17 protein-coding genes and 1 pseudogene are annotated in these 18,586 nt (G+C 67.1%); 12 read left to right on the top strand and 6 right to left on the bottom strand.

The features are described from left to right. Window positions 1-62: 62 nt before the first annotated feature. Both secD and ACQPY4_RS28935 read right to left on the bottom strand, forming a co-directional pair. Complete coding sequence (gene secD, locus ACQPY4_RS28930; RefSeq protein ID WP_433326088.1) at window positions 63-2,333, bottom strand: protein translocase subunit SecD; 2,271 nt, start codon at window positions 2,331-2,333, stop codon at window positions 63-65. Between the two features lie 39 nt (window positions 2,334-2,372). After that, window positions 2,373-2,771 carry a hypothetical protein gene (locus tag ACQPY4_RS28935; RefSeq protein ID WP_433326090.1) on the bottom strand — a complete coding sequence of 133 codons (399 nt, stop codon included), beginning with the start codon at window positions 2,769-2,771 and terminating at the stop codon, window positions 2,373-2,375. 203 nt (window positions 2,772-2,974) lie between these two features. On the opposite strand from ACQPY4_RS28935, the gene ACQPY4_RS28940 reads away from it, so the two are divergent. Next, entirely contained in the window at window positions 2,975-3,634 is a 660-nt protein-coding gene (locus tag ACQPY4_RS28940; RefSeq protein WP_433326092.1) for a hypothetical protein, read from the top strand. A gap of 206 nt (window positions 3,635-3,840) precedes the next feature. On the opposite strand, the gene ACQPY4_RS28945 is transcribed toward ACQPY4_RS28940, so the two are convergent. The 3 genes from ACQPY4_RS28945 to ACQPY4_RS28955 all read right to left on the bottom strand — a co-directional run bounded on the left by ACQPY4_RS28945 (window position 3,841) and on the right by ACQPY4_RS28955 (window position 7,073). Continuing rightward, window positions 3,841-5,229 carry a glycine--tRNA ligase gene (locus tag ACQPY4_RS28945; RefSeq protein WP_433326094.1) on the bottom strand — a complete coding sequence of 463 codons (1,389 nt, stop codon included), beginning with the start codon at window positions 5,227-5,229 and terminating at the stop codon, window positions 3,841-3,843. A 208-nt stretch (window positions 5,230-5,437) separates the two neighbouring features. Beyond that, on the bottom strand, window positions 5,438-6,676 hold the full coding sequence (locus ACQPY4_RS28950; protein WP_433326096.1) for a glycoside hydrolase domain-containing protein: 1,239 nt from the start codon (window positions 6,674-6,676) through the stop codon (window positions 5,438-5,440). A gap of 91 nt (window positions 6,677-6,767) precedes the next feature. After that, window positions 6,768-7,073: an antibiotic biosynthesis monooxygenase family protein gene (locus tag ACQPY4_RS28955; protein ID WP_433326098.1), complete on the bottom strand. Its 306-nt coding sequence runs from the start codon at window positions 7,071-7,073 to the stop codon at window positions 6,768-6,770. Window positions 7,074-7,121: 48 nt separating this feature from the next. Here ACQPY4_RS28955 and ACQPY4_RS28960 point away from each other — a divergent pair, with 48 nt between their 5' ends. The 6 genes from ACQPY4_RS28960 to ACQPY4_RS28985 all read left to right on the top strand — a co-directional run bounded on the left by ACQPY4_RS28960 (window position 7,122) and on the right by ACQPY4_RS28985 (window position 12,242). Then, window positions 7,122-7,424, top strand: a complete 303-nt coding sequence (locus tag ACQPY4_RS28960) for a DUF6703 family protein (protein WP_433326100.1) — start codon at window positions 7,122-7,124, stop codon at window positions 7,422-7,424. A gap of 32 nt (window positions 7,425-7,456) precedes the next feature. Then, complete coding sequence (locus ACQPY4_RS28965) at window positions 7,457-8,416, top strand: metal ABC transporter substrate-binding protein (RefSeq protein ID WP_433326102.1); 960 nt, start codon at window positions 7,457-7,459, stop codon at window positions 8,414-8,416. Continuing rightward, the gene (locus ACQPY4_RS28970) at window positions 8,413-9,111 is read left to right on the top strand and encodes a metal ABC transporter ATP-binding protein (protein WP_433326104.1); all 699 of its coding nucleotides are present in this window, start codon (window positions 8,413-8,415) and stop codon (window positions 9,109-9,111) included. Before ACQPY4_RS28965 ends, ACQPY4_RS28970 begins: the two co-directional genes overlap by 4 nt. 13 nt (window positions 9,112-9,124) lie before the next feature. Then, window positions 9,125-9,991 (top strand): metal ABC transporter permease, encoded by an 867-nt coding sequence (locus tag ACQPY4_RS28975; RefSeq protein ID WP_433326106.1) that lies wholly within the window; start codon window positions 9,125-9,127, stop codon window positions 9,989-9,991. Beyond that, window positions 9,988-10,374 (top strand): Fur family transcriptional regulator, encoded by a 387-nt coding sequence (locus tag ACQPY4_RS28980; RefSeq protein ID WP_433326108.1) that lies wholly within the window; start codon window positions 9,988-9,990, stop codon window positions 10,372-10,374. The genes ACQPY4_RS28975 and ACQPY4_RS28980 overlap by 4 nt, the downstream gene beginning before the upstream one ends. A 260-nt stretch (window positions 10,375-10,634) precedes the next feature. After that, complete coding sequence (locus ACQPY4_RS28985; RefSeq protein ID WP_433326110.1) at window positions 10,635-12,242, top strand: M4 family metallopeptidase; 1,608 nt, start codon at window positions 10,635-10,637, stop codon at window positions 12,240-12,242. Between the two features lie 141 nt (window positions 12,243-12,383). Here the strand turns inward: ACQPY4_RS28985 and ACQPY4_RS28990 are convergent, their stop codons facing one another. Beyond that, window positions 12,384-12,863 (bottom strand): ATP-binding protein, encoded by a 480-nt coding sequence (locus tag ACQPY4_RS28990; RefSeq protein WP_433326112.1) that lies wholly within the window; start codon window positions 12,861-12,863, stop codon window positions 12,384-12,386. Window positions 12,864-12,917: 54 nt separating this feature from the next. Here ACQPY4_RS28990 and ACQPY4_RS28995 point away from each other — a divergent pair, with 54 nt between their 5' ends. The 5 genes and pseudogenes from ACQPY4_RS28995 (at window position 12,918) to ACQPY4_RS29015 (ending at window position 17,691) form a co-directional block, all read left to right on the top strand. Then, window positions 12,918-13,751 carry a helix-turn-helix domain-containing protein gene (locus tag ACQPY4_RS28995; protein WP_433326114.1) on the top strand — a complete coding sequence of 278 codons (834 nt, stop codon included), beginning with the start codon at window positions 12,918-12,920 and terminating at the stop codon, window positions 13,749-13,751. Between the two features lie 25 nt (window positions 13,752-13,776). Then, the gene (locus tag ACQPY4_RS29000) at window positions 13,777-13,965 is read left to right on the top strand and encodes a DUF397 domain-containing protein (protein ID WP_433326116.1); all 189 of its coding nucleotides are present in this window, start codon (window positions 13,777-13,779) and stop codon (window positions 13,963-13,965) included. A gap of 189 nt (window positions 13,966-14,154) precedes the next feature. After that, window positions 14,155-14,487, top strand: coding sequence for a hypothetical protein (locus ACQPY4_RS29005; protein ID WP_433326118.1), 333 nt, complete (start codon window positions 14,155-14,157; stop codon window positions 14,485-14,487). A 1,157-nt stretch (window positions 14,488-15,644) separates the two neighbouring features. Further along, window positions 15,645-16,288: pseudogene (locus ACQPY4_RS29010) on the top strand (transposase family protein); the annotation flags it as partial. 947 nt (window positions 16,289-17,235) lie between these two features. Next, window positions 17,236-17,691 (top strand): RICIN domain-containing protein, encoded by a 456-nt coding sequence (locus ACQPY4_RS29015; protein WP_433339062.1) that lies wholly within the window; start codon window positions 17,236-17,238, stop codon window positions 17,689-17,691. Window positions 17,692-18,586 lie beyond the last annotated feature (895 nt).

Here is an 18,586-nt window from a genome sequence, read left to right on the forward strand (position 1 = left end):
GGCTGGTCCCTCCGCCCCCTTCCCTCGGCCCCCCGGGGGCCGAACCGCGGTCAGGCGCGGCCTCAGACCACGGCGCCCGAATCGCCGGGCTTGCGGGCGGCCGGGCGGTGCAGGGTCTTCGGGCGCGGCACCGGGGCCTTGGCGAAGCGCTCGAAGACGACCGCCAGCGGGGTCGCGGTGAACACGCTGGAGTAGGTCCCGACCCCGATGCCCACCAGCAGGGCGATCGCGAAGTCGGTCAGCGAGTCGCCGCCCAGGAACGCCAGCGCGGCCAGGATGAAGATCGCTCCCATGCCCGTGTTGACGGTCCGGGGCACGGTCTGCAGCGCTCCCCGGTTGGCCACGTCCGCGAACCTGGCCTTGGGCTGGGCGCCCCACAGCTCGCGGACCCGGTCGAACACCACCACGGCGTCGTTCACCGAGTAGCCGATGATCGTCAGCAGCGCGGCCAGGAAGACCCCGTCGATCGGCTTGCCGAGCCAGGCGAAGACCCCGGTCACCACGATCACGTCGTGGAACATCGCGAGCACGGCGCCCGCGCCGAACGTCCAGCGGAACCGGATCGCGAGATAGGCCAGCTGCACCAGCAGCGCGACCGCCAGCGCGATCAGCGCCTTCTGCCGCAGCTCCGCACCCAGGCTGGGGCCGATCAGCTCGTCGCGCTGCTTGGTGACCTGGCCGCCCTTCTCGGCCAGCCGGTCGGCGACCCGCTTCTCCTCGGCGTTGCTGAGGTTCTCCGTCCGGACCGAGATGTCGTCCTTGCCGGACGTCTGCACCACCGCGCGCGGGAACCCGGCGTCGGCGACCGCGCTCCGGGCGGTGTCGATGTCGACCGGCTTGGACGTGGAGTACTCGACCAGCCGTCCGCCGGTGAACTCCACGCCGTAGTTGAGGCCGCGCGAGAAGATCCCCGCCAGCGCCAGGACCACGGCGACGGCCGAGACCGCCAGCCACAGCCACCGGCGCCTCATCAGGTCGGGGTTACGGCGGTCGAGCCAGTCCCTGACCCGGCCGGTGGTGCCCAGCCCGGTCAGCTTGGGCCGGTCGGCCACCATCCGGCGCGCGACGACCGACTCGGTCAGGACGCGGCTGATCAGCATCGCCGAGACCAGCGAGCCGATCACACCGATCGACAGCGTCACCCCGAACCCCTTGACCGGCCCCGAGGCCAGGAAGAACAGCAGCCCGGCGGCCAGCAATGTGGTGATGTTGGAGTCGGCGATCGCCGACCACGCCTTCTCGAAGCCGGTCACCAGCGCGCCCCTGACCCCCTTGCGGGGCGCGGCGGCGAACTCCTCCCTGGCCCGTTCGAACGCCAGGACGTTCGCGTCGATGGCCATGCCGATCGCCAGCACGAACCCGGCCAGCCCCGGCAGGGTCAGCGTCGCGCCGATGGCGACCAGCGCGGCATAGGAGATCAGCGCGTAGCAGGCCAGCGCCATGGTGGCCAGCAGCCCGACCAGCCGGTAGACGGCGATGATGAACAGCCCGGTCAGGATGATCCCGATGATCGCCGCCTGGGCGCTGGCCTCGATCGCGGCGTCCCCGAGCGTCGGGCCGACCACCCGCTGCTCGATGATCTTCACCGGGACGGGCAGCGAGCCGCCCTCGATCAGCGCGGCCAGGTCCTTGGCCGACTCGGCGTTGAACCGCCCGGTGATCTGGGTCGAGCCGCCCACGATGCCCACGCCGCAGGCCACGGTCGTCTCCACCTGCGGCGAGGAGATCACCTTGCCGTCCAGCACGATCGCGACCCGGCGCTCGTGCCCGGACGCGCACGCGGCCTTGGCGGTCACCTTCTCCCACGCCTTGCCGCCGCCCCCGCGGAACTTGATCGTGACGTACCAGCCGCTGGAGTTCTGGGGGTCGAACGAGGCGTCGGACGACCCGATGCCGTCCCCGGTCAGCGCGGGCGGTCCGATCAGGATGGGCTGGCCGTCCTCGTCGGCGACGGCCTTCTCCCCCGCCTTGGGCTTCCCGTCGTAGGCCCGGACGGGATGCGCGGTGAGCTGGGCCGTCTTGCCGAACGTCTCGGCCGCCCGGGTGGGGTCCTGGACGTCGGGCAGCTCGACGATGATCCGCCGGTCTCCCGAGCGGGTGATCGACGACTCGGCGACGCCGAGCGCGTCCACCCGGCGGTGCAGCACCTCCTTGGCGCGGTCGGTGGACTTGCGGTTCGCCTTGGTCGTGGGCGAATCCTGGGTTTCGAGAACGATCTGCGTGCCGCCGCGCAGGTCGAGGCCGAGGCGGGCGGGTTTGGACAGGGCGAAGCCGAGCGAGGTGGCAAGAATGGCCAACGCCAGCAACGCCCGCACCAGATTGGCGCGAGACAAGGGAAAACCTCCACAGGGAAATGCCGTGACAGAGAAGCGTCAGAACCCTGGGGAAACGGGCGGCGACCGCCCGCGAGGAACCTGCCCGGCCGCCGCGCAGGGAGCCTCGGAACCATCGCCCCGCCCACCGAACACCTCGACAGGGGGCACGACCTCGACACCGGGCGGGAGCACCGCCACCTGGCCGGTCGGAGCCTCCGGAGCCAGCTGCCGCGCGAGCGCCGCCAGCCCGCTCTCGGCCCGTACGGGGCAGGGCTTGGACTTGCCACTGCGGCTGGGGACCTTCTGCACCGCCGTGGTGCCGGTGCGCGCGCCGACGCCGGAGCCCGCCTGGGCCGTCCCGGTGACGGGAACGACGACGAACCCGAGCACACCGAAGGCGATGACCAGAAGCCGCGCCAGCCGTCCCCGCTCATCGCAGGCCCGAGAGTCGCGCACGCGATTCCTCTCGTCGGCGGGCAGCGTCTCCGCCACCGTACCCCCAGCGGGCGCTTACCGGGACGTTCGCCATCTACCCGCCGGTAAACCCCGCGTCCACGTCCCATACCGGCCAGTATTCGCCGCCGTTATTGTATTGCCCGCATAACAAAAGGTGAATTACTTTCACGATGCCCACCCCCTACCGGACAAAGGAGACTCCGGTGGCACGCATCAAACAGTTCGTCTCCCTGGGGGCCGCGACCCTCACCGTCCTCGCGCTCGCCGCTCCGCCCGCCTCCGCCGCGGGCACCACCATCCGCAAGGGCTCGGCGACCGCCGACCCCTACGAAGGCAAGGTCCAGGCCGTCCTGCTCGGCACCGCCAGCGTCAGCACCTCGCTGGGCGGCGGGACCTGCAACCGCTCGACCATGGCCGGGACCACCAAGTCCGACGGCACCGCGCTCGACATCAGCGCCGCCTCGTTCACCAACGACCCCGGCCCCGCCTGCGGCGACGCCGCGGTCACCACCGAACGGCTCCCCTGGACGGGCGGCAGCACCGTCTTCGACGCCGCCCACACCGGCGGCCGCGACGCCGCCGTCACCATCGCCAACGCCCGCGTCAAGGCCATCGCCTTCGGCATGACCTGCTACTACGGCGGCAACCTCACGGCCAACGGCTTCAACCCCGACAACCCGGGCCGCGGCGACACCACCGTCGCCGAGGCCCAGGTCAGCGTGAAGAACTCCGTCGTCAACAAGCAGAGCGGCAGCGGCTTCCTCTGCCCCTCCACCGCCACCGTCACCGCCAACTACAAGCTCCTGGGTGAGAAGACCGCGGGCTCCGGCGTCTTCGACCAGACCCTCTACGTGACCGGCTGACCGCCACCCGCCACCTGAACCCGACGACCGCAGGGCCACCCCGCGCCCTGCGGTCGTCCCACGTCCAGCACCCCGGAAGGACGCCCGCACGGAGAACTCCGCAGGGCGGCCCGTCTCCGTCGCGGACGTCCGAGGTCGCGGGAGCGACCTTGGACGTCCGCGACGGTGGGTGCACCGCGTCCGGCGAAGCGCGCCCGAGTGGGGGGTCAGCAGCCGAGGAGTTGGGCGGCGAGGAAGGCCTCGACCTGGCCGAGGGCGATGCGCTCCTGGCTCATCGTGTCGCGTTCGCGGACGGTGACGGCGTCGTCCTCAAGGGTGTCGAAGTCGACGGTGACGCAGAACGGGGTGCCGATCTCGTCCTGGCGGCGATAGCGGCGGCCGATGGCTCCGGCGTCGTCGAAGTCGACGTTCCAGCTCTTGCGGAGCTGGGCGGCCAGGTCGCGGGCCTTGGGCGAGAGGTCGGCGTTGCGCGACAGGGGCAGCACCGCGACCTTGACCGGGGCCAGGCGGCGGTCGAGCCGCATGACCGTGCGCTTCTCCAGCTTGCCCTTGGCGTTGGGCGCCTCGTCCTCGGCGTAGGCGTCCATCATGAACGTCAGCGTGCAGCGGTCGACGCCCGCCGCGGGCTCGATGACGTACGGGATGAAGCGCTCGCCGGCCTCCTGGTCGAAGAACGACAGGTCGGTGCCGGACGCCTTGGCGTGCGTGGCCAGGTCGTAGTCGGTGCGGTTGGCGATGCCCTCGAGCTCGCCCCACTCGCCGCCCTGGAAGCCGAACCGGTACTCCACGTCGACCGTGCGCTTGGAGTAGTGCGAGAGCTTGTCGGCCGGGTGCTCGAACAGCCGCAGGTTGTCCTTGCGGATGCCCAGGTCGACGTACCACTGCATGCGCTCGTCGATCCAGTACTGGTGCCAGTCTTCGTCGGTGCCCGGACGGACGAAGAACTCCATCTCCATCTGCTCGAACTCGCGCGTCCTGAAGATGAAGTTGCCCGGCGTGATCTCGTTGCGGAACGACTTGCCGACCTGGCCGATGCCGAAGGGCACCTTGCGGCGGGCCGACTGCTGGACGTTGAGGTAGTTGATGAAGATGCCCTGCGCGGTCTCGGGACGCAGGTAGGCCAGGCCCGACTCGTCCTCGACGGGGCCGAGGTAGGTCTTGAGCAGGCCGTTGAACATCTTGGGCTCGGTGAACGAGCCCTTCACGCCGCAGTTGGGGCAGGTGATGTCGGCCAGCCCGGCCGCCGGGGGCCGGCCGTGCTTGTCCTGATAGCCCTCTTCGAGGTGGTCGGCGCGGTAGCGCTTGTGGCACGACTGGCACTCGGTCAGCGGGTCGACGAACGCCTGGACGTGCCCGCTGGCCTCCCACACCTCGCGGGCGAGGATCACGCACGAGTCGAGGCCGACGACGTCGTCGCGGCCCTGGACCATCGACTTCCACCACTGGCGCTTGACGTTGTTCTTGAGCTCGACGCCGAGGGGGCCGTAGTCCCAGGACGCGCGCAGCCCGCCGTAGATCTCGCTCGACGGGTAGACCAGACCCCGCCGCTTGGCGAGGTTGACGATCGTGTCCAACACGTCGGAACGGCGTGCCATGAGAGTTTCTCCATCCGGCTGGCGGTCGGCGGGACTGGCCGCTGCCCTCTCACCCTGGCGGCGGGGCGAAGCGGTTGTGTGATCCCCGGTTGTGCGCGCTCCGGAGCGCACCATTCCCCGGCACTCCAAGAGCTCCCTCAAAGCTTAGGGCACGGTCGGCGCCTCCTGCGCGGCATTACTCGCCGACGGCGTCACGTTCGGTGATCGCTCAATAGACGCGGCCGTCGACGTAGTTGCTGTCGATGTTGAGGGTGATTCCGCCGTGCTTTTCCTTGTGGCCGCCTCTGTACTGCTTGATGCGGCGGTGGGGATGCCACCAGTGGTCGAGGAGGTAGGGATTGCCGTACATGCGGACGCTGCCGTCCCAGTGGGCGAACCAGATCGCGCGGGGCTTGGTGATCCCGGTGGCCCGGCCCAGGTCGCGGATGCCGGACGCCACGCTGCTGTAGACCGCGGGCGTGTACTTCAGGGCCGTCATCCTGCGCGAGTAGGAGTGCAGGAACGTCATCACGGCGTTGCGGCACCACGCCTTGCCGCTGTCATAGCCCTCGATGTCGAAGTAGATCGGCATGCGGCGCGGGATGCCGAGCCGCCTGGCGCGGTAGACGGCGTCCGCGGCGGCCCTGCTGCCCTCGCGGGCGGCGTTGGCGGGCGTGAACCTGCTGCGGTAGCGGGTGCACGGCGCCTGGAGGCCCACGTAGGTCGGGATGAGCCGGTACTTCATGGCCCGGACGGCCCGCACCCAGCGGGCGCTCAGGTTGTACTGGGCGCAGCCGCGCGCCGCTCCCCCGATGTAGATGTTGCTGATCCCGTAGGAACGGCGCCATGCGGCCATCGTGTTCAGGGAGGGCGCCGCGCACGTGTCGAACCCTCTGCCCACGGCCCAGCGTTTGGGCCTCTCCGCCGTTGTACGGGCGTTCGAAGGGGCGGGGGCCGCGCGGGTGGGTTCGGGGGTCCAGGAGCCGGAGAGGCGGGCGGAGCGGATCACCGACTGGAGCGCGGCGGGGTCCGTCCCGTAGGTGGCGGTGATCTTGACGCCCGCCTCGGGGAGCGCCAGCTCGACGCCGCGCGCGTCGTTCGCGGGGACGGTGTAGGAGGCGAGCCGGTCCGGGCGGACGGCCGCCCGCCTGGCGCCCCGGCCCCGGTCCAGCGGCTCGACGTGGACGACGTCCGCGCCGCCGACGAGCCGGGCGGGGCAGTCCTGCTGGTCGGCCGGACGGCCGAGGTAGATCGCGTCGCGGTCGAGGCGGACGCACCGGGACGGGTCGCGGTCGAGGCGATGCACGTCCCATCCCGGAGGCACGGCGATCCGGACGCCCCGATACGCGGTCGTCAGCGGGGCGGCCGGGTCGGCCGCGGCCCGCGCGGCGGCCTCCCCTGGGCCGGGGACGAGGGGAGCGACCGCGACCAGCGCGACCGCCCGGACGAACACGGCGCCATTGCGCATCACTTCTCCCCGCACTCGGTGATCGTGATGCGGCAGTGATGACCGTCCGTGCCGGGTGCGAAACGGTACGCGACCGTCTCTTGCCCGGCCCCTACCCTTCGTTGACCTCCACGGCCTCGGACGACGAGACGACCTCGTAGGCGCCCGGCTCGTCGATCGCCAGTGCGGCCAGGGGGATGAACTGGAGGCGGACGTCGTAGGCGCCGAGGGCCCGGCGGTAGAAGCCCGCGCCGTCCCATTCGGTGATGAGGGCCCACAAGGTGGGCTCGTCGACCGTGCGGGCGAGGCGGCCGGAGCGGAAGCCGGGGCTGGCGGCGAGGATCTCCAGGACGGCGGTCATCCGCCCGGAGAAGTCGGCGTCCTCGTCCGGCACGCGGTATCGGGTTATGGCGATCACGGGGCCATCCTCGCAGCGCTCGGGGGCGGACACGCGTACGTTGGGGCCGTGGACACTCGGAACGGCCCCTCGGGGGCCCGAGCGAAGATCGAGGGCTGGAGCGCGGCCCCGCTGGCCTACCTCGCGGGGCTCCCCCGCTGGATGCTGCTCGTGGGGATCTTCGTGCTGCTGGCCGTCGGGATGATCGGCACCGGGGTGGTCGGGGCGCTCGGAATGATCGCGCTCATGGTGGTGCTGGGCTGGTTCGCCTACCTCAACTGGCCGATGCTCAACCCCGGGGGAAGGCTTCTTCGGGTCGCGGCGTTGCTGGTGCTGGCGGTGTTCGCGATAGCCCATCTTGCCCGATTTTGACAATCATTTTCATCTTCGTCCATAATTGGACCGTGCTCACCTCCCGGAAGACCCCTCGCGTCCTGCCGCTCACCGCGCTCGCCCTGGCCTCCGCGCTGGGCCTGGCCGCCTGCGGCGGGTCCGACGGCAAGAGCGGCGGCGGCAAGGCCGAAGTCGTCGCGTCGTTCTACCCGATGGCCTGGCTCGCCGGAAAAGTCGGCGGCGACCAGGCGTCCGTGCAGACCCTCACCAAGCCCGGCGCCGAGCCCCACGACCTGGAGCTGACGCCCCGGCAGATCGCCGACGTGGGCAAGGCCGACCTGGCCGTCTACGTCCGGGGCGTCCAGCCCGCGGTGGACGACGCGGTGGGCAAGCACGCCAAGAACAAGTCCCTCGACGCGGTGGCCGCGGTGAAGACCCTCCCGCCCCCGGCCGAGGACGAGCACGGCCACGAGGGCGAGGGCGAGGAGGGCGGCCACGGCGAGGCCGAGCTCTCCTTCGACCCGCACGTCTGGCTCGACCCGAGCCGCATGGCCACGATCGCCACGGCCCTCGGCGGCAAGCTCGCCGCCGCCGACTCCAAGAACGCGGCCGCGCACAAGTCCCGCGCGACCGCCCTGGCGACCGAGCTGAACAAGCTCGACCAGGAGTTCAAGGACGGCCTGAAGAACTGCAAGCAGAAGACGATGGTCACCTCGCACGCGGCCTTCGGCTACATGGCCGAACGGTACGGGCTCAAGCAGATCTCCATCGCCGGGGTCGACGCCACCAACGAGCCCTCGCCCAAGCGGCTGGCCGAGCTGACCCACGAGATCAAGGAGAACAAGGCGACCACCGTGTTCACCGAGACCCTCGTCAGCCCGAAGGTCGCCGAGGCCCTCGCCCGCTCGGCCGGGGTGAAGACGGCCGTCCTGGATCCCATCGAAGGGCTGAAGCCCGGCTCCTCCGACGACTACCTTTCGGTGATGCGCAAGAACCTTCAAGTCCTCAAGCCCGCCCTGGGGTGCTCATGACCCGTGCCCCCTTCGCGATGACCGGTGGCCGCGTCCTGCGCGACGGCCGCGAGGTGCTGCGCGGGATCGACCTGACGGTCGAGGCCGGGGACATGATGGCCGTGCTCGGCCCCAACGGGGCGGGCAAGTCCACGCTGATCAAGGCCATGCTCGGCCTGATCCCGCTCAGCGAGGGACGCACCGAGATCTACGGGACGCCCCCGGGACGCTTCCGCGACTGGCACCGCATCGGGTACGTCCCGCAGCGGCTGCCGATGGGCGGCGGCGTGCCCGCCACCGTCCGCGAGGTCGTGGCGTCGGGACGGGTCGCGCGGCAGTCGCGCTGGCGTCCGGCCACCTCGGCCGACCGCGCCGCCGTCGACCGCGCCATCGAGGCCCTCGGCCTGACCGACCGCGCCCGCGACACCGCCCAGCTCCTGTCGGGCGGGCAGCAGCAGCGGGTGCTGATCGCCCGCGCGCTGGCGGGCGAGCCGGATACGCTCGTCATGGACGAGCCCACCGCCGGCGTCGACGTGGCCAGCCAGGCCGCGCTGGCCGACACGCTCCGCGACCTGGCCGGGGCGGGCCGCACCGTGGTGATGGTCGCCCACGACCTCGGCCCGATGGAGTCGCTGATCGGACGCGCCGTCACCCTGGAGTACGGCCGCATCGTCCGCGACGACCCGTCCCTGACCGTCACCGGAAAGGCCTCATGACCGGAAACACCCGATGATCGAGATCCTCGACTACGAGTTCATGCGCATCGCCCTGGTCATGGCGGTGCTCATCGGGCTGACCGCGCCCGCGATCGGGACGTTCCTCGTCCAGCGCAGGCTCGCGCTGCTCGGCGACGGCGTCGGGCACATCGCGCTCACCGGCATCGGCCTGGGGCTGCTGACCGGCTCGTCCCCGATCCTGGGCGCCCTGGTCGTCTCGGTCCTCGGCGCGGTCGCGATCGAGGTGCTGCGCGCGCGCAGCCGCACCGGCGGCGACGTGGCGCTGGCCCTGCTGTTCTACGGCGGCCTGGCGGGCGGCGTGATCCTCACCAACGCCGAGGGCGGCGGCGGCAGCCTCCAGTCGTACCTGTTCGGCTCCATCACCAGCGTCTCGATGAACGACCTCTACGTCGTGATCGGCCTGGCGGTCTTCGTCCTCGGGATCGTCGCGCTGTTCGGCCGCGAACTGTTCCTGCTCTGCCAGGACGAGGAGGTGGCGCGGGCCTCGGGCCTGCCGGTCCGCTTCCTCAGCATCCTGATCGCCGCGACCGCGGCCGTGACCGTCGTCATCGCGATGCGCGCGATCGGCCTGCTGCTCGTCAGCGCGCTCATGATCGTTCCGGTCGCGGCGGCACAGCAGGTGACCAGGGGATTCCGGAGCACGATGCTGCTGGCGATGGGAGTCGGTGTACTGTCAGCGGTGTCCGGACTCGTGGGATCGTTTGAGTACGATCTTCCGCCGGGTCCCTCGATCGTCCTGCTGGCCCTCGCGGTGTTCGTGGTGGCGGTGATCGGGGGCGCGGTGGCGCGGCGCAGAAGGACGGTCGCGTCGGCGACCCGGACTAAAGTGGATGCCGAGGCGGAGGTGCTTGGGGGATGACGACGGCCCGGCGGGACGCGGTGCGGCAGGCTCTGGCCGGCAGCGACGGTTTCCGCAGCGCGCAGGACATCTACGCCGATCTGCGCTCGGACGGGTCCAAGATCGGCCTCACCACGGTGTACCGCGCGCTCCAGGCGCTGAGCGACTCCGGCGAGGTCGACGTGCTGCGCACGTCCGACGGCGAGGCCGTCTACCGCGCCTGCGCCACCGAGGAGCACCACCACCACCTGGTCTGCCGTGGCTGCGGCCGCACCGTCGAGGTCGAGGGCCCCGCCGTCGAGAAGTGGGCCGACGCGATCGGCTCCGAGCACGGCTTCATCGACATCACCCACACCGTCGAGGTCTTCGGCACCTGCGCCGACTGCGCCGCCAAGCGCCGCTGACCCACCCCCTTGGGACGCGAGCTTCCACGCGGCCAGTTTCCCTACTTTTCAAGTAGGCGAAGTGACACCCTCTTTGGGCGTTACAGCCCATGACGTCCCGCACCGCCGATATGTAGCAACTCACTGCACTTTGCCGGACACTTTGTCATCTGTGATAGCTGCCGCTATTGGTCCGGTTGTGCAATAAATGTCCCACGCGTCACGGCAGGCCACCAAACGGCCTCTTCGGGAGGGCCGCGACGCCAGTCGAGAGGGCATTCATGAGAAGAACCGGCCTGCTGGCCTTGGCGGTGGCGGTCTCCGCCACCGGACTGGCCGTCCCCGCCTTCGCCACGCCGCAGTCTCCCCCGGCCCCGGCCCCGGCCGCCGCGGCGAAGGCCGCCGCCAGCCGCGCGATCACCGCCACCAGAACCCACGGCGCCGAGCTCAGGGCCGGTGACGGGCAGGCGTTCAAGGTCACCCGGGTGGACGTCGACAGGGACGGCACCACCCACACCCGTATGACCCGCACGTACAAGGGCCTCCCCGTCCTGGGCGGCGACATCGTCGTCCACCAGGCGGCCAACGGCACCTGGCGCGGCAAGAGCGTGGCCCTGGCCAAGGCCCCCGACGACGCCAAGGCCGAACTCTCGGCCAAGACCGCCCGCACGAAGGCGGCCGCCAAGAACCACAAGATCCTCGGCGCGACCGAACTCGTCGTCGAGGCCCGCACCGCCGACCAGAAGCCCCGGCTCGCCTGGCGCGTCCGCAGCGAGGGCCGGCAGCCCGACGGGACGCCGAGCCGCGTCTACACCTCCATCGACGCCGCCACCGGCAAGGTCCTGCTGCGCGACGAGGCCATCCACTCCGAGTCGGGCGACGGCAAGTCGCTGTACGGCGGCACCGTCCCGCTGGAAACGACCAAGTCGGGCGCCTCGTACGTCCTCAAGGACCCCACCCGAGGCAACACCTACACCGGCGACGCGCAGAACCGAACCGACCTGTGCTTCCTGATCTTCTGCTTCATCCGGGCCCCAGCCGACAACTTCACCGACGCCGACAACCACTGGGGCACCGGCGCCGCGTCCGACCGCTCCACCGTGGCCGTCGACGCCCAGTACGGCACCAACGTCACCTGGGACTTCTACAAGCAGACCTTCGGCCGCAACGGCATCCGCAACGACGGCAAGGGCTCGTTCAACCGCGTCCACTACGGCAACAACTACGCCAACGCGTTCTGGGACCCGTCCTGCTTCTGCATGACCTACGGTGACGGCGACGGCAAGACCTTCGGCCCCCTCACCAGCATCGACGTCGCCGCACACGAGATGAGCCACGGCGTCACCAGCGCCACCGCCAACCTCACCTACAGCGGCGAGTCCGGCGGCCTCAACGAGGCCACCTCCGACATCTTCGGCACCGCCGTGGAGTTCTTCGCCAAGAACAGCGCCGACGTCGGCGACTACAAGATCGGCGAGCGGATCGCCCTCTCCGGCCTGGGCCGCGACGCCCTGCGCTACATGGACCGCCCCAGCCGCGACGGCAAGTCGGTCGACTCCTGGTCCCCCACCACCAAGGACCTCAACGTCCACTACTCCTCAGGCGTGGGAAACCACTTCTTCTACCTCCTGGCCGAGGGCAGCGGCAAGAAGACCATCAACGGCGTCAACTACGACAGCCCCACCGCCGACGGCTCCACCCTCACCGGCATCGGCCAGCAGGACGCCACCAAGATCTGGTACCGCGCCCTGACCACCTACTTCACCTCCAGCACCAACTACTCCCAGGCCCGAGCCGCCACCCTCAACGCGGCCAAGGACCTCTACGGCGACGCCAGCCCCCAACACAAGGCAGTAGCCGCCGCCTGGACCGCAGTAAACGTCAAGTAACCCAAGAGAACGCCCCGGCCCGAAGAGGGCCGGGGCGTTCGCGTTCCTCAAAGCAACGCCCTCGCTACCGCTCGGACAGCCCCATTGGGGGCTCCCGCCCCCAAACCCCCAAGGTGGGGGCTCCGCCCCCACACCCCCTCCTCAATCGTCAGCCGAACCACGAAGGCCCAGCCTCCCCATTCGAGCCCACACCCACTTGCCGTGAGGCTCAGTGCGCCGAAGCCCGCACTCCGACGAGAGCGCCTCCACGATGGGCAGCCCCCACCCGCCCGTACCGTCGTCATGCCCGGGATCAGGGGCCGCAGCGTCGGGCGCGATGTCGTCCAGCACAAGCTCGACGACCGGCTTGGCGACGGGCGCGCGGTCGGAAGCGTCCCAGACGGCCAGAAGAACCCCCTCAGCCTCCCGAGCCAACCGCACCCGGATTTCTTGGCCCGGAGTCGCCTCCACCGCATTAGTGATCAATTCCCCGGCGACCAGGAAGAGATCATCCGCGAGCCCCACAAGGCCCCATTCCAGAAGCTGAGCTCCCAACAACGCGCGCACCTCCCCCGGCGTCGCCCGGGAAGCAACGCGGATAATGTCCAAATTGCCGAGAATCATTGCCTTCGCCGCCGCCATGACCGCCTTCTCCGCCGTTGCTTTTGAAGGGCAAGCGTCCACCTTGAAGGTCTGATGCGCTACGTTCCCTGGAAAGCCTGGAATTTTGCCGCGCGGAGCCGGGGAGAAACGATCGTGAACGAGCCGCCGGACCCAAGAGGGTCGATGTGGGACTGGATCGCCTACCAACTGCGCTTTCTCCGACGACAGCACGCATGGTCCGGCGGCACGCTCGCGGATCTTCTCAACTGCGCGCGGTCGAGCATTTCCAGACTGGAGACCGGTGAAGCCAAGCTCACGCCCGACCAAGCGGCGAAGATCGACGACGCCTGGAACACCGGCGGCCTCTTCGGGATCATGGTCTACTACGCGACCCTGGGCCACGATCCCGACTGGTTCAAGGCCCATCTGGAGCTGGAGGCCAAGGCGTCGGTACTGCGAATCTACGAACTCGCCGTCGTCCCGGGCCTCCTGCAGACGGAGGACTACGCGCGTGCTCTGTTTCGTTCCTTCGGTTCCAAGAACGTGGAGGCGCAGGTCGCTCAACGAATGAATCGCCAGCGGGTGCTGCGCAGACAGGATCCACCGACACTCTGGGTCTTGCTCGCGGAGCCCGTTCTTGAGTGGCAGGTCGGCGGCTCCGAGGTGATGCGCGACCAGCTCGGGCACCTTCGGGAAGTCAGCGAACTCCCCAACGTGATCCTGCGCGTCGTGCCCAAGATCGAAGGTGCGCATCCCGGGCTCGGCGGCGCCTTTAAGATCATGAAGGTGGGGGCGGTTGATCTCGTCTACACAGAGGCCATGGGCGGTGGAAGACTGGCCCAGGGAACGTCCGAGGCCGAGACCTCCAGACCTGGTATGACCTCATCGGCGCGCAGGCACTCCCCGAGCGCTCCACGCGAAACTTGATCACGAAGAAGATGGAGTCCCTGGCATGACTGAGTGGCGCAAGTCCAGCCGCAGCAGCGGGATCGACAACAGCGACTGCGTCGAAGTTGCGGAGTGGACGGGGAACATTGCCGTGCGTGACTCCAAGGCGCCAGGGGCCGGGGTCGTGGTCGTTTCGGTCGGGCACTTCGCTGATCTTGTTGCTCGGGTGAAGCGGGCGGAATTGGATCTCTAGGCGAGCGAACACTGCGATGAGCCCCGGCCCTTGGGCTGGGGCTCTTTTGTTTTGGGCAGAGAACTTTTTATGGACGATTTACGGCATACCTGTCGAGTATCGCTGGATACCTGACCAGTATTTGTGGTCGGAATATGCCTTGGCCCACGCTTGAGAAATCCAGCAGCTCACCCTCAAGAAGGGAATGCCATGAGGTCACTCAAGGCCAAGGCCGCGACTCTGGCGGGCATGGCGGTCGCCGCCACCGTGGTCGGGGGCGTGAACGCGGCTCCCGCCAGCGCGCACGTCACGTCCGCCTGTGCACGTTCGACGCAGGCGTTCATCGACACGGGATCGCACCCGGACCGGGTCGGCATCAGGTCTTCGAGGTGCAGGCACTATTCGACGATCGTCTGCCGGAACTCGGCCGGTGCGCGGTGGACGTTCACGGACCGGGCGGCGACGCCGAGCAGGGCGTACAACGTCAACGTCTGCAGGTCCGCGAATCCCTATCTCGTCGCGGTGCAGTTCCACTCCCACTGACCCGCGGGGACGGTGACGCTATGGGCCGGGCTCTCCAGGCGAGGGTCCGGCCCGTCTTGACCGGGGGCTATGGCGCCAGGACGTAGTCCACGACCTTCATGATGTGCACGTCCGCGAGGGCCAGGACGAGCAGGAGCGCGTCCGCCATGACCAGACCATCAGCGTCCGGGCGTGGTGCGGGTCGGTCTGGTAGACCTCCTCGACCTTTGCGTAGACCAGTGCGCCGGGGAGCAATCCTGAGACCGTCCGGAATGAGCATTTCGGGCTTGCTGTTCACGGCCAAGGCTTTGCTCGATGGAACCTCACCGAGGATACCAAACAAATGTGCTAGAATGACGCAAACTGTCGACCGGTTGTTGAATTGGGCGTCTACCAACTCCGATTTGGTCATAGATCCAAGCTTTTATGAGGTGGTTGATATGATCGGCAGGATCTCCTTAAGATGCACAAGCACGATCCTAGTATCTATGAGCACAATTTCAGCATGCCAATACAGTAAAAACGGCAGGGAGTCCAACCCTAGCGACTCAGCACCCACTCCGTCTCGGTCGTCGCAGACGCAGCAAGTCGATTGGGCGAAAGACGTTACTGAACGTGGCAATGCAGGAGAAGCAACAGTACTACAAGTAGACGACCCTCTACGTAAACGACTGGGGGACATTTACTTCTCCAAGGCGGACCTAAGGATCCGGACTCAGTCAACGCGCGATGATGTCGTCGGCCCCAGCAATGTCTACTACGGAATCACCTTCGGGAGAAACCAACACCAGGATAGGTACTACGCCTTGGCCGACATAGGTTATAGCTCATCAGCACAGCAGTCTATTCTTTGGTTTCGCAATGGAAGAAGAGAATGGCGCCTTCAGGCAGTTGTAAGTAGCAAAATTTGCGTTCCTCGATCACTTTACGTCGCCTGGGGTCTTCCAAACTGGCGCGGGTCTTACGAAAGTCAGAGATGCCCAAAATGACCTGGCCTGTGGAGTAATTGGAGCCTGGCTCACCATCGGCGCCCCACAGTCATTGAGCCTTTTCAGCGGGAGCGCGAAGGCCGCTGATCACATGATGGTTGCGGTCTGTGCGGCAGACCTGACCGTCAAGAATCCCCTGGTAGGACGGTTGAGCCTCTCACGACCCGCCGTCCGCACCAGAGGCTCCACATGCGTTTGTACCGTGTTTCGCTGCCGTTGTCGCGCCAGATCCTGACCTACGCCACCGGCATAGTTCGGCGGCACCGCAAGAGGATCGGAAGCAAGGACCGCGTCCCTGCCAGCGGGAATACAGGGGCTGATGACCCTGATTCATCTGTACATGGACGCTGGGTTCGCCGTGTCCACCACAGCTTGGCGCTATGTCAACGAGGCAATCGACGCGCTGGCCGCCCGTTCGCCCAAGCTGGCATCGGTGCTGCGCCGGGCCCGGCGTGACGGCTGCCGTATCTGGTCCTGGACGGCACTCTCATCGCGATCGACCGCCTGGCCGCCGACCGGCCCTTTTACTCGAGAAAGCACCGCACGCACGGCACGAATTTGCAGGCCATCGCCGGTCCGAACGGAGCCTGCTGTGGGGGTCGGGCCCGTGGCGCGCAACAGAGCATGACCTGAGGCCGCGCGTTCTGGGGCATCATCCGCGAGCTGGCCGTCACCGGGCTGCCGGTGCTGGCAGATAAGGCCCACCAGGAGCCAGCGAGCACATCTTGACGCCGTACCGCGGGCGCGGCAAACCCGAGTCGCAGAAGTATCCCAATCGCGCACACGCGCGTCTGCGCGGGCCGGGCGGACGCGCCAAAGTCCAACTCAAGGCATAGCGGATCGTGCACAAGCTGCGCTGCTGCCCTAGCAAGCCAGCCGCATCACCAAGCCGTCCACCCGCTACTACTACGCGAGACCGCCGCATGCACGCCTCCCCGGGCGGCCACGTCTGCCCACGGAACCCGTAGCGCCCATTACGGCGGTGAACCGCGTGGGATCGCTGAGGTTCCTTCGATTACCCAGCACCCAGGGTTCCCGCGCCGCAGTCCCAGATGGATCTCGTTGGTAAGCCTCCCCGCGATCGTCCAAGCGTCGTCCAACTCTGCCTATCTCGCGTGCCGGCCGCGCTCTGTTGGGCGCGCATGACGGTGGGGTCCACCGACACAAGCCGACCGATGTCGTCGGTCGCGTCCCGCCCGCGCGATGCCGAGTGGGTTTCGCACCGTTGATTTTTGTCACTGGGCAGTCGAGGGCGCCTTCACGCGGAGGCTGAAGGTTCTGCAGGGTCAGTTCATTGCGGGCATCACGGCCTACATCGTCCGCAGATCTTGCTTGTCGCAAGTTCACTTTAAACGACACCATAATAGCACACACCCGCACTATGTGCGACCTACTCCTTGTCCAGTTGCGGCCGTAAACCAGGAGACATACACGCACGTCGGAGGATGGCAGCAACTCGAACAAAGAAGTATATGTAACGAAATGATAACGTTCCCGACCCTGATCTTGCAGAGACATCAACAGATTAGTCAAATATTCAGTACAACCGTTCTTGACTGAGTTCAGGGCTTCGCCAAGCCCGCCAGGGCGGTTCGCCCAGGATATCCCTGCTGCTTCACGAACGAGTGTTGTCCGATGAGGGGACATGAAAGCAGCCCAACCTGTTCTTAATCGGTCCTGAAGGAGGGTGTATCACGTGACTCCGAAAATACACCGGCGTATCCCGTCGATACGTGGACTCGTCGTCAGTTCTCTGGTGGCAACTACAACCATCTGCGCGGTGTCTCCCGGCCGCGCCAGTGCCGATGGGGTCGTAACATGGCAGAATCATCACACAGGTAGATACCTCGAGGTCTACAAACAGAGCGCAGTCAATGGCCAGCATGTAGGAACCTGGACCGGTAATGGCGGCACTAACCAGAAATGGTACGACGTAAGGCTCTCCGACGGGTACTGGGTCGAACAAACAATGCTGGATCGAAGTAAAGTGCTTGATCGATGGGGCAATGGTCCCTGCCATCTCACCATTTGGGATTATTGGGGGGGCGCACAGCAACGCTGGAGAGAGCACAAAGTCGCCGCCGGCTGGTGGGGCCTCATTAACAAGGCAGGATGCGAAGGAGATATCTATTGGGATGCAGCTTCTACATATTTGGATACCTCAATATATAATGTGGGCCTCGCAGGACAAAGGTGCGTAGAGTCCACTGGCGATAGAAATTGTCACTGGAAATAGCGAAGAAGGAAGCTCTCCCAATGAATCGACATTTCTCCGCCACCAAAGGACCGGTCCTCGCGGGCGCGGCTATATCCCTCCTCTGTGCGATGACTGCGTGTGGTGCAGAAGTTACCGACCAGTCGTCCGTAAACGCTCATCAGAGCCGGCCTGCCGAGCCTTCCCTAAATCCAGTGGTGCGTGTCACCAATAGCGCACCCGTCCCCATGCCGCTCGATCGATACATGACCTCGATGAAAGACATCCAGCTCATAGACTCAGCAGCGGTTGTGGCAGGTCGCGCTTGCATGCGCACGTTGGGATACTCCGACTGGGGGATCAAGAACGTACCTCGCCCTTCTTCTGAGAACTATAAAGAGATGGACTACATCGAGTATCTGGATCTATCTCTATCGCAGTCCAAGGGGTATACAAATAGGGCGAGGCTCAAAGAGTCTCCCACCAATCAAATCAGCACTTCTGGCAGAAAAGTGGATAAAGACGCGATCTCTGCCTATTCTGGTCGGAGCGTAGAAACTCCGAGCGGTCGACCAGTCCCCAAGGGTGGTTGTGCCGCGCAAGGGCTGCGTAAAGTTCAGCAAGCGGGTGACCTCCCCGTCGACCCTCGTAGTCTGCAAATAATATCCAGAAACTCAGCGATGAAGCATAGCCGCGTCAGGTCGGCGCTTAGCGCTTGGGCCAGCTGCATGAGGAGCGCTGGATTCCGGTTTCAACAACCTGCGGAGGCGGAGTACGATCCGGCTTGGATGAATCGTAGACCTGACGTGCGCCCCGGAACTAAGGAAAAGAACACCGCAGCGTCAGACGCCAAATGCCGCATGGACACGAATGTCGTTGGCATCTTCAAGAGCGCTGAAATCGCCTACCAACGGCAACTAGTCGATAGTAACAAACA

This window comes from Spirillospora sp. CA-294931 (assembly GCF_050946795.1).
In the GTDB taxonomy this organism is placed as follows: Bacteria; Actinomycetota; Actinomycetes; order Streptosporangiales; family Streptosporangiaceae; genus Spirillospora.

Excerpts from the sequence above, each read along its gene's own strand:
- ACQPY4_RS28945 (WP_433326094.1), bottom strand. The coding sequence starts at position 5,229 with ATGGCACGCCGTTCCGACGTGTTGGACACGATCGTCAACCTCGCCAAG.
- ACQPY4_RS28995 (WP_433326114.1), top strand. The coding sequence starts at position 12,918 with ATGCGCTACGTTCCCTGGAAAGCCTGGAATTTTGCCGCGCGGAGCCGG.
- ACQPY4_RS28980 (WP_433326108.1), top strand. The coding sequence starts at position 9,988 with ATGACGACGGCCCGGCGGGACGCGGTGCGGCAGGCTCTGGCCGGCAGC.
- ACQPY4_RS29005 (WP_433326118.1), top strand. The coding sequence starts at position 14,155 with ATGAGGTCACTCAAGGCCAAGGCCGCGACTCTGGCGGGCATGGCGGTC.
- ACQPY4_RS29000 (WP_433326116.1), top strand. The coding sequence starts at position 13,777 with ATGACTGAGTGGCGCAAGTCCAGCCGCAGCAGCGGGATCGACAACAGC.
- ACQPY4_RS28970 (WP_433326104.1), top strand. The coding sequence starts at position 8,413 with ATGACCCGTGCCCCCTTCGCGATGACCGGTGGCCGCGTCCTGCGCGAC.
- ACQPY4_RS28985 (WP_433326110.1), top strand. The coding sequence starts at position 10,635 with ATGAGAAGAACCGGCCTGCTGGCCTTGGCGGTGGCGGTCTCCGCCACC.
- ACQPY4_RS28975 (WP_433326106.1), top strand. The coding sequence starts at position 9,125 with ATGATCGAGATCCTCGACTACGAGTTCATGCGCATCGCCCTGGTCATG.
- ACQPY4_RS28950 (WP_433326096.1), bottom strand. The coding sequence starts at position 6,676 with ATGCGCAATGGCGCCGTGTTCGTCCGGGCGGTCGCGCTGGTCGCGGTC.
- ACQPY4_RS28990 (WP_433326112.1), bottom strand. The coding sequence starts at position 12,863 with ATGGCGGCGGCGAAGGCAATGATTCTCGGCAATTTGGACATTATCCGC.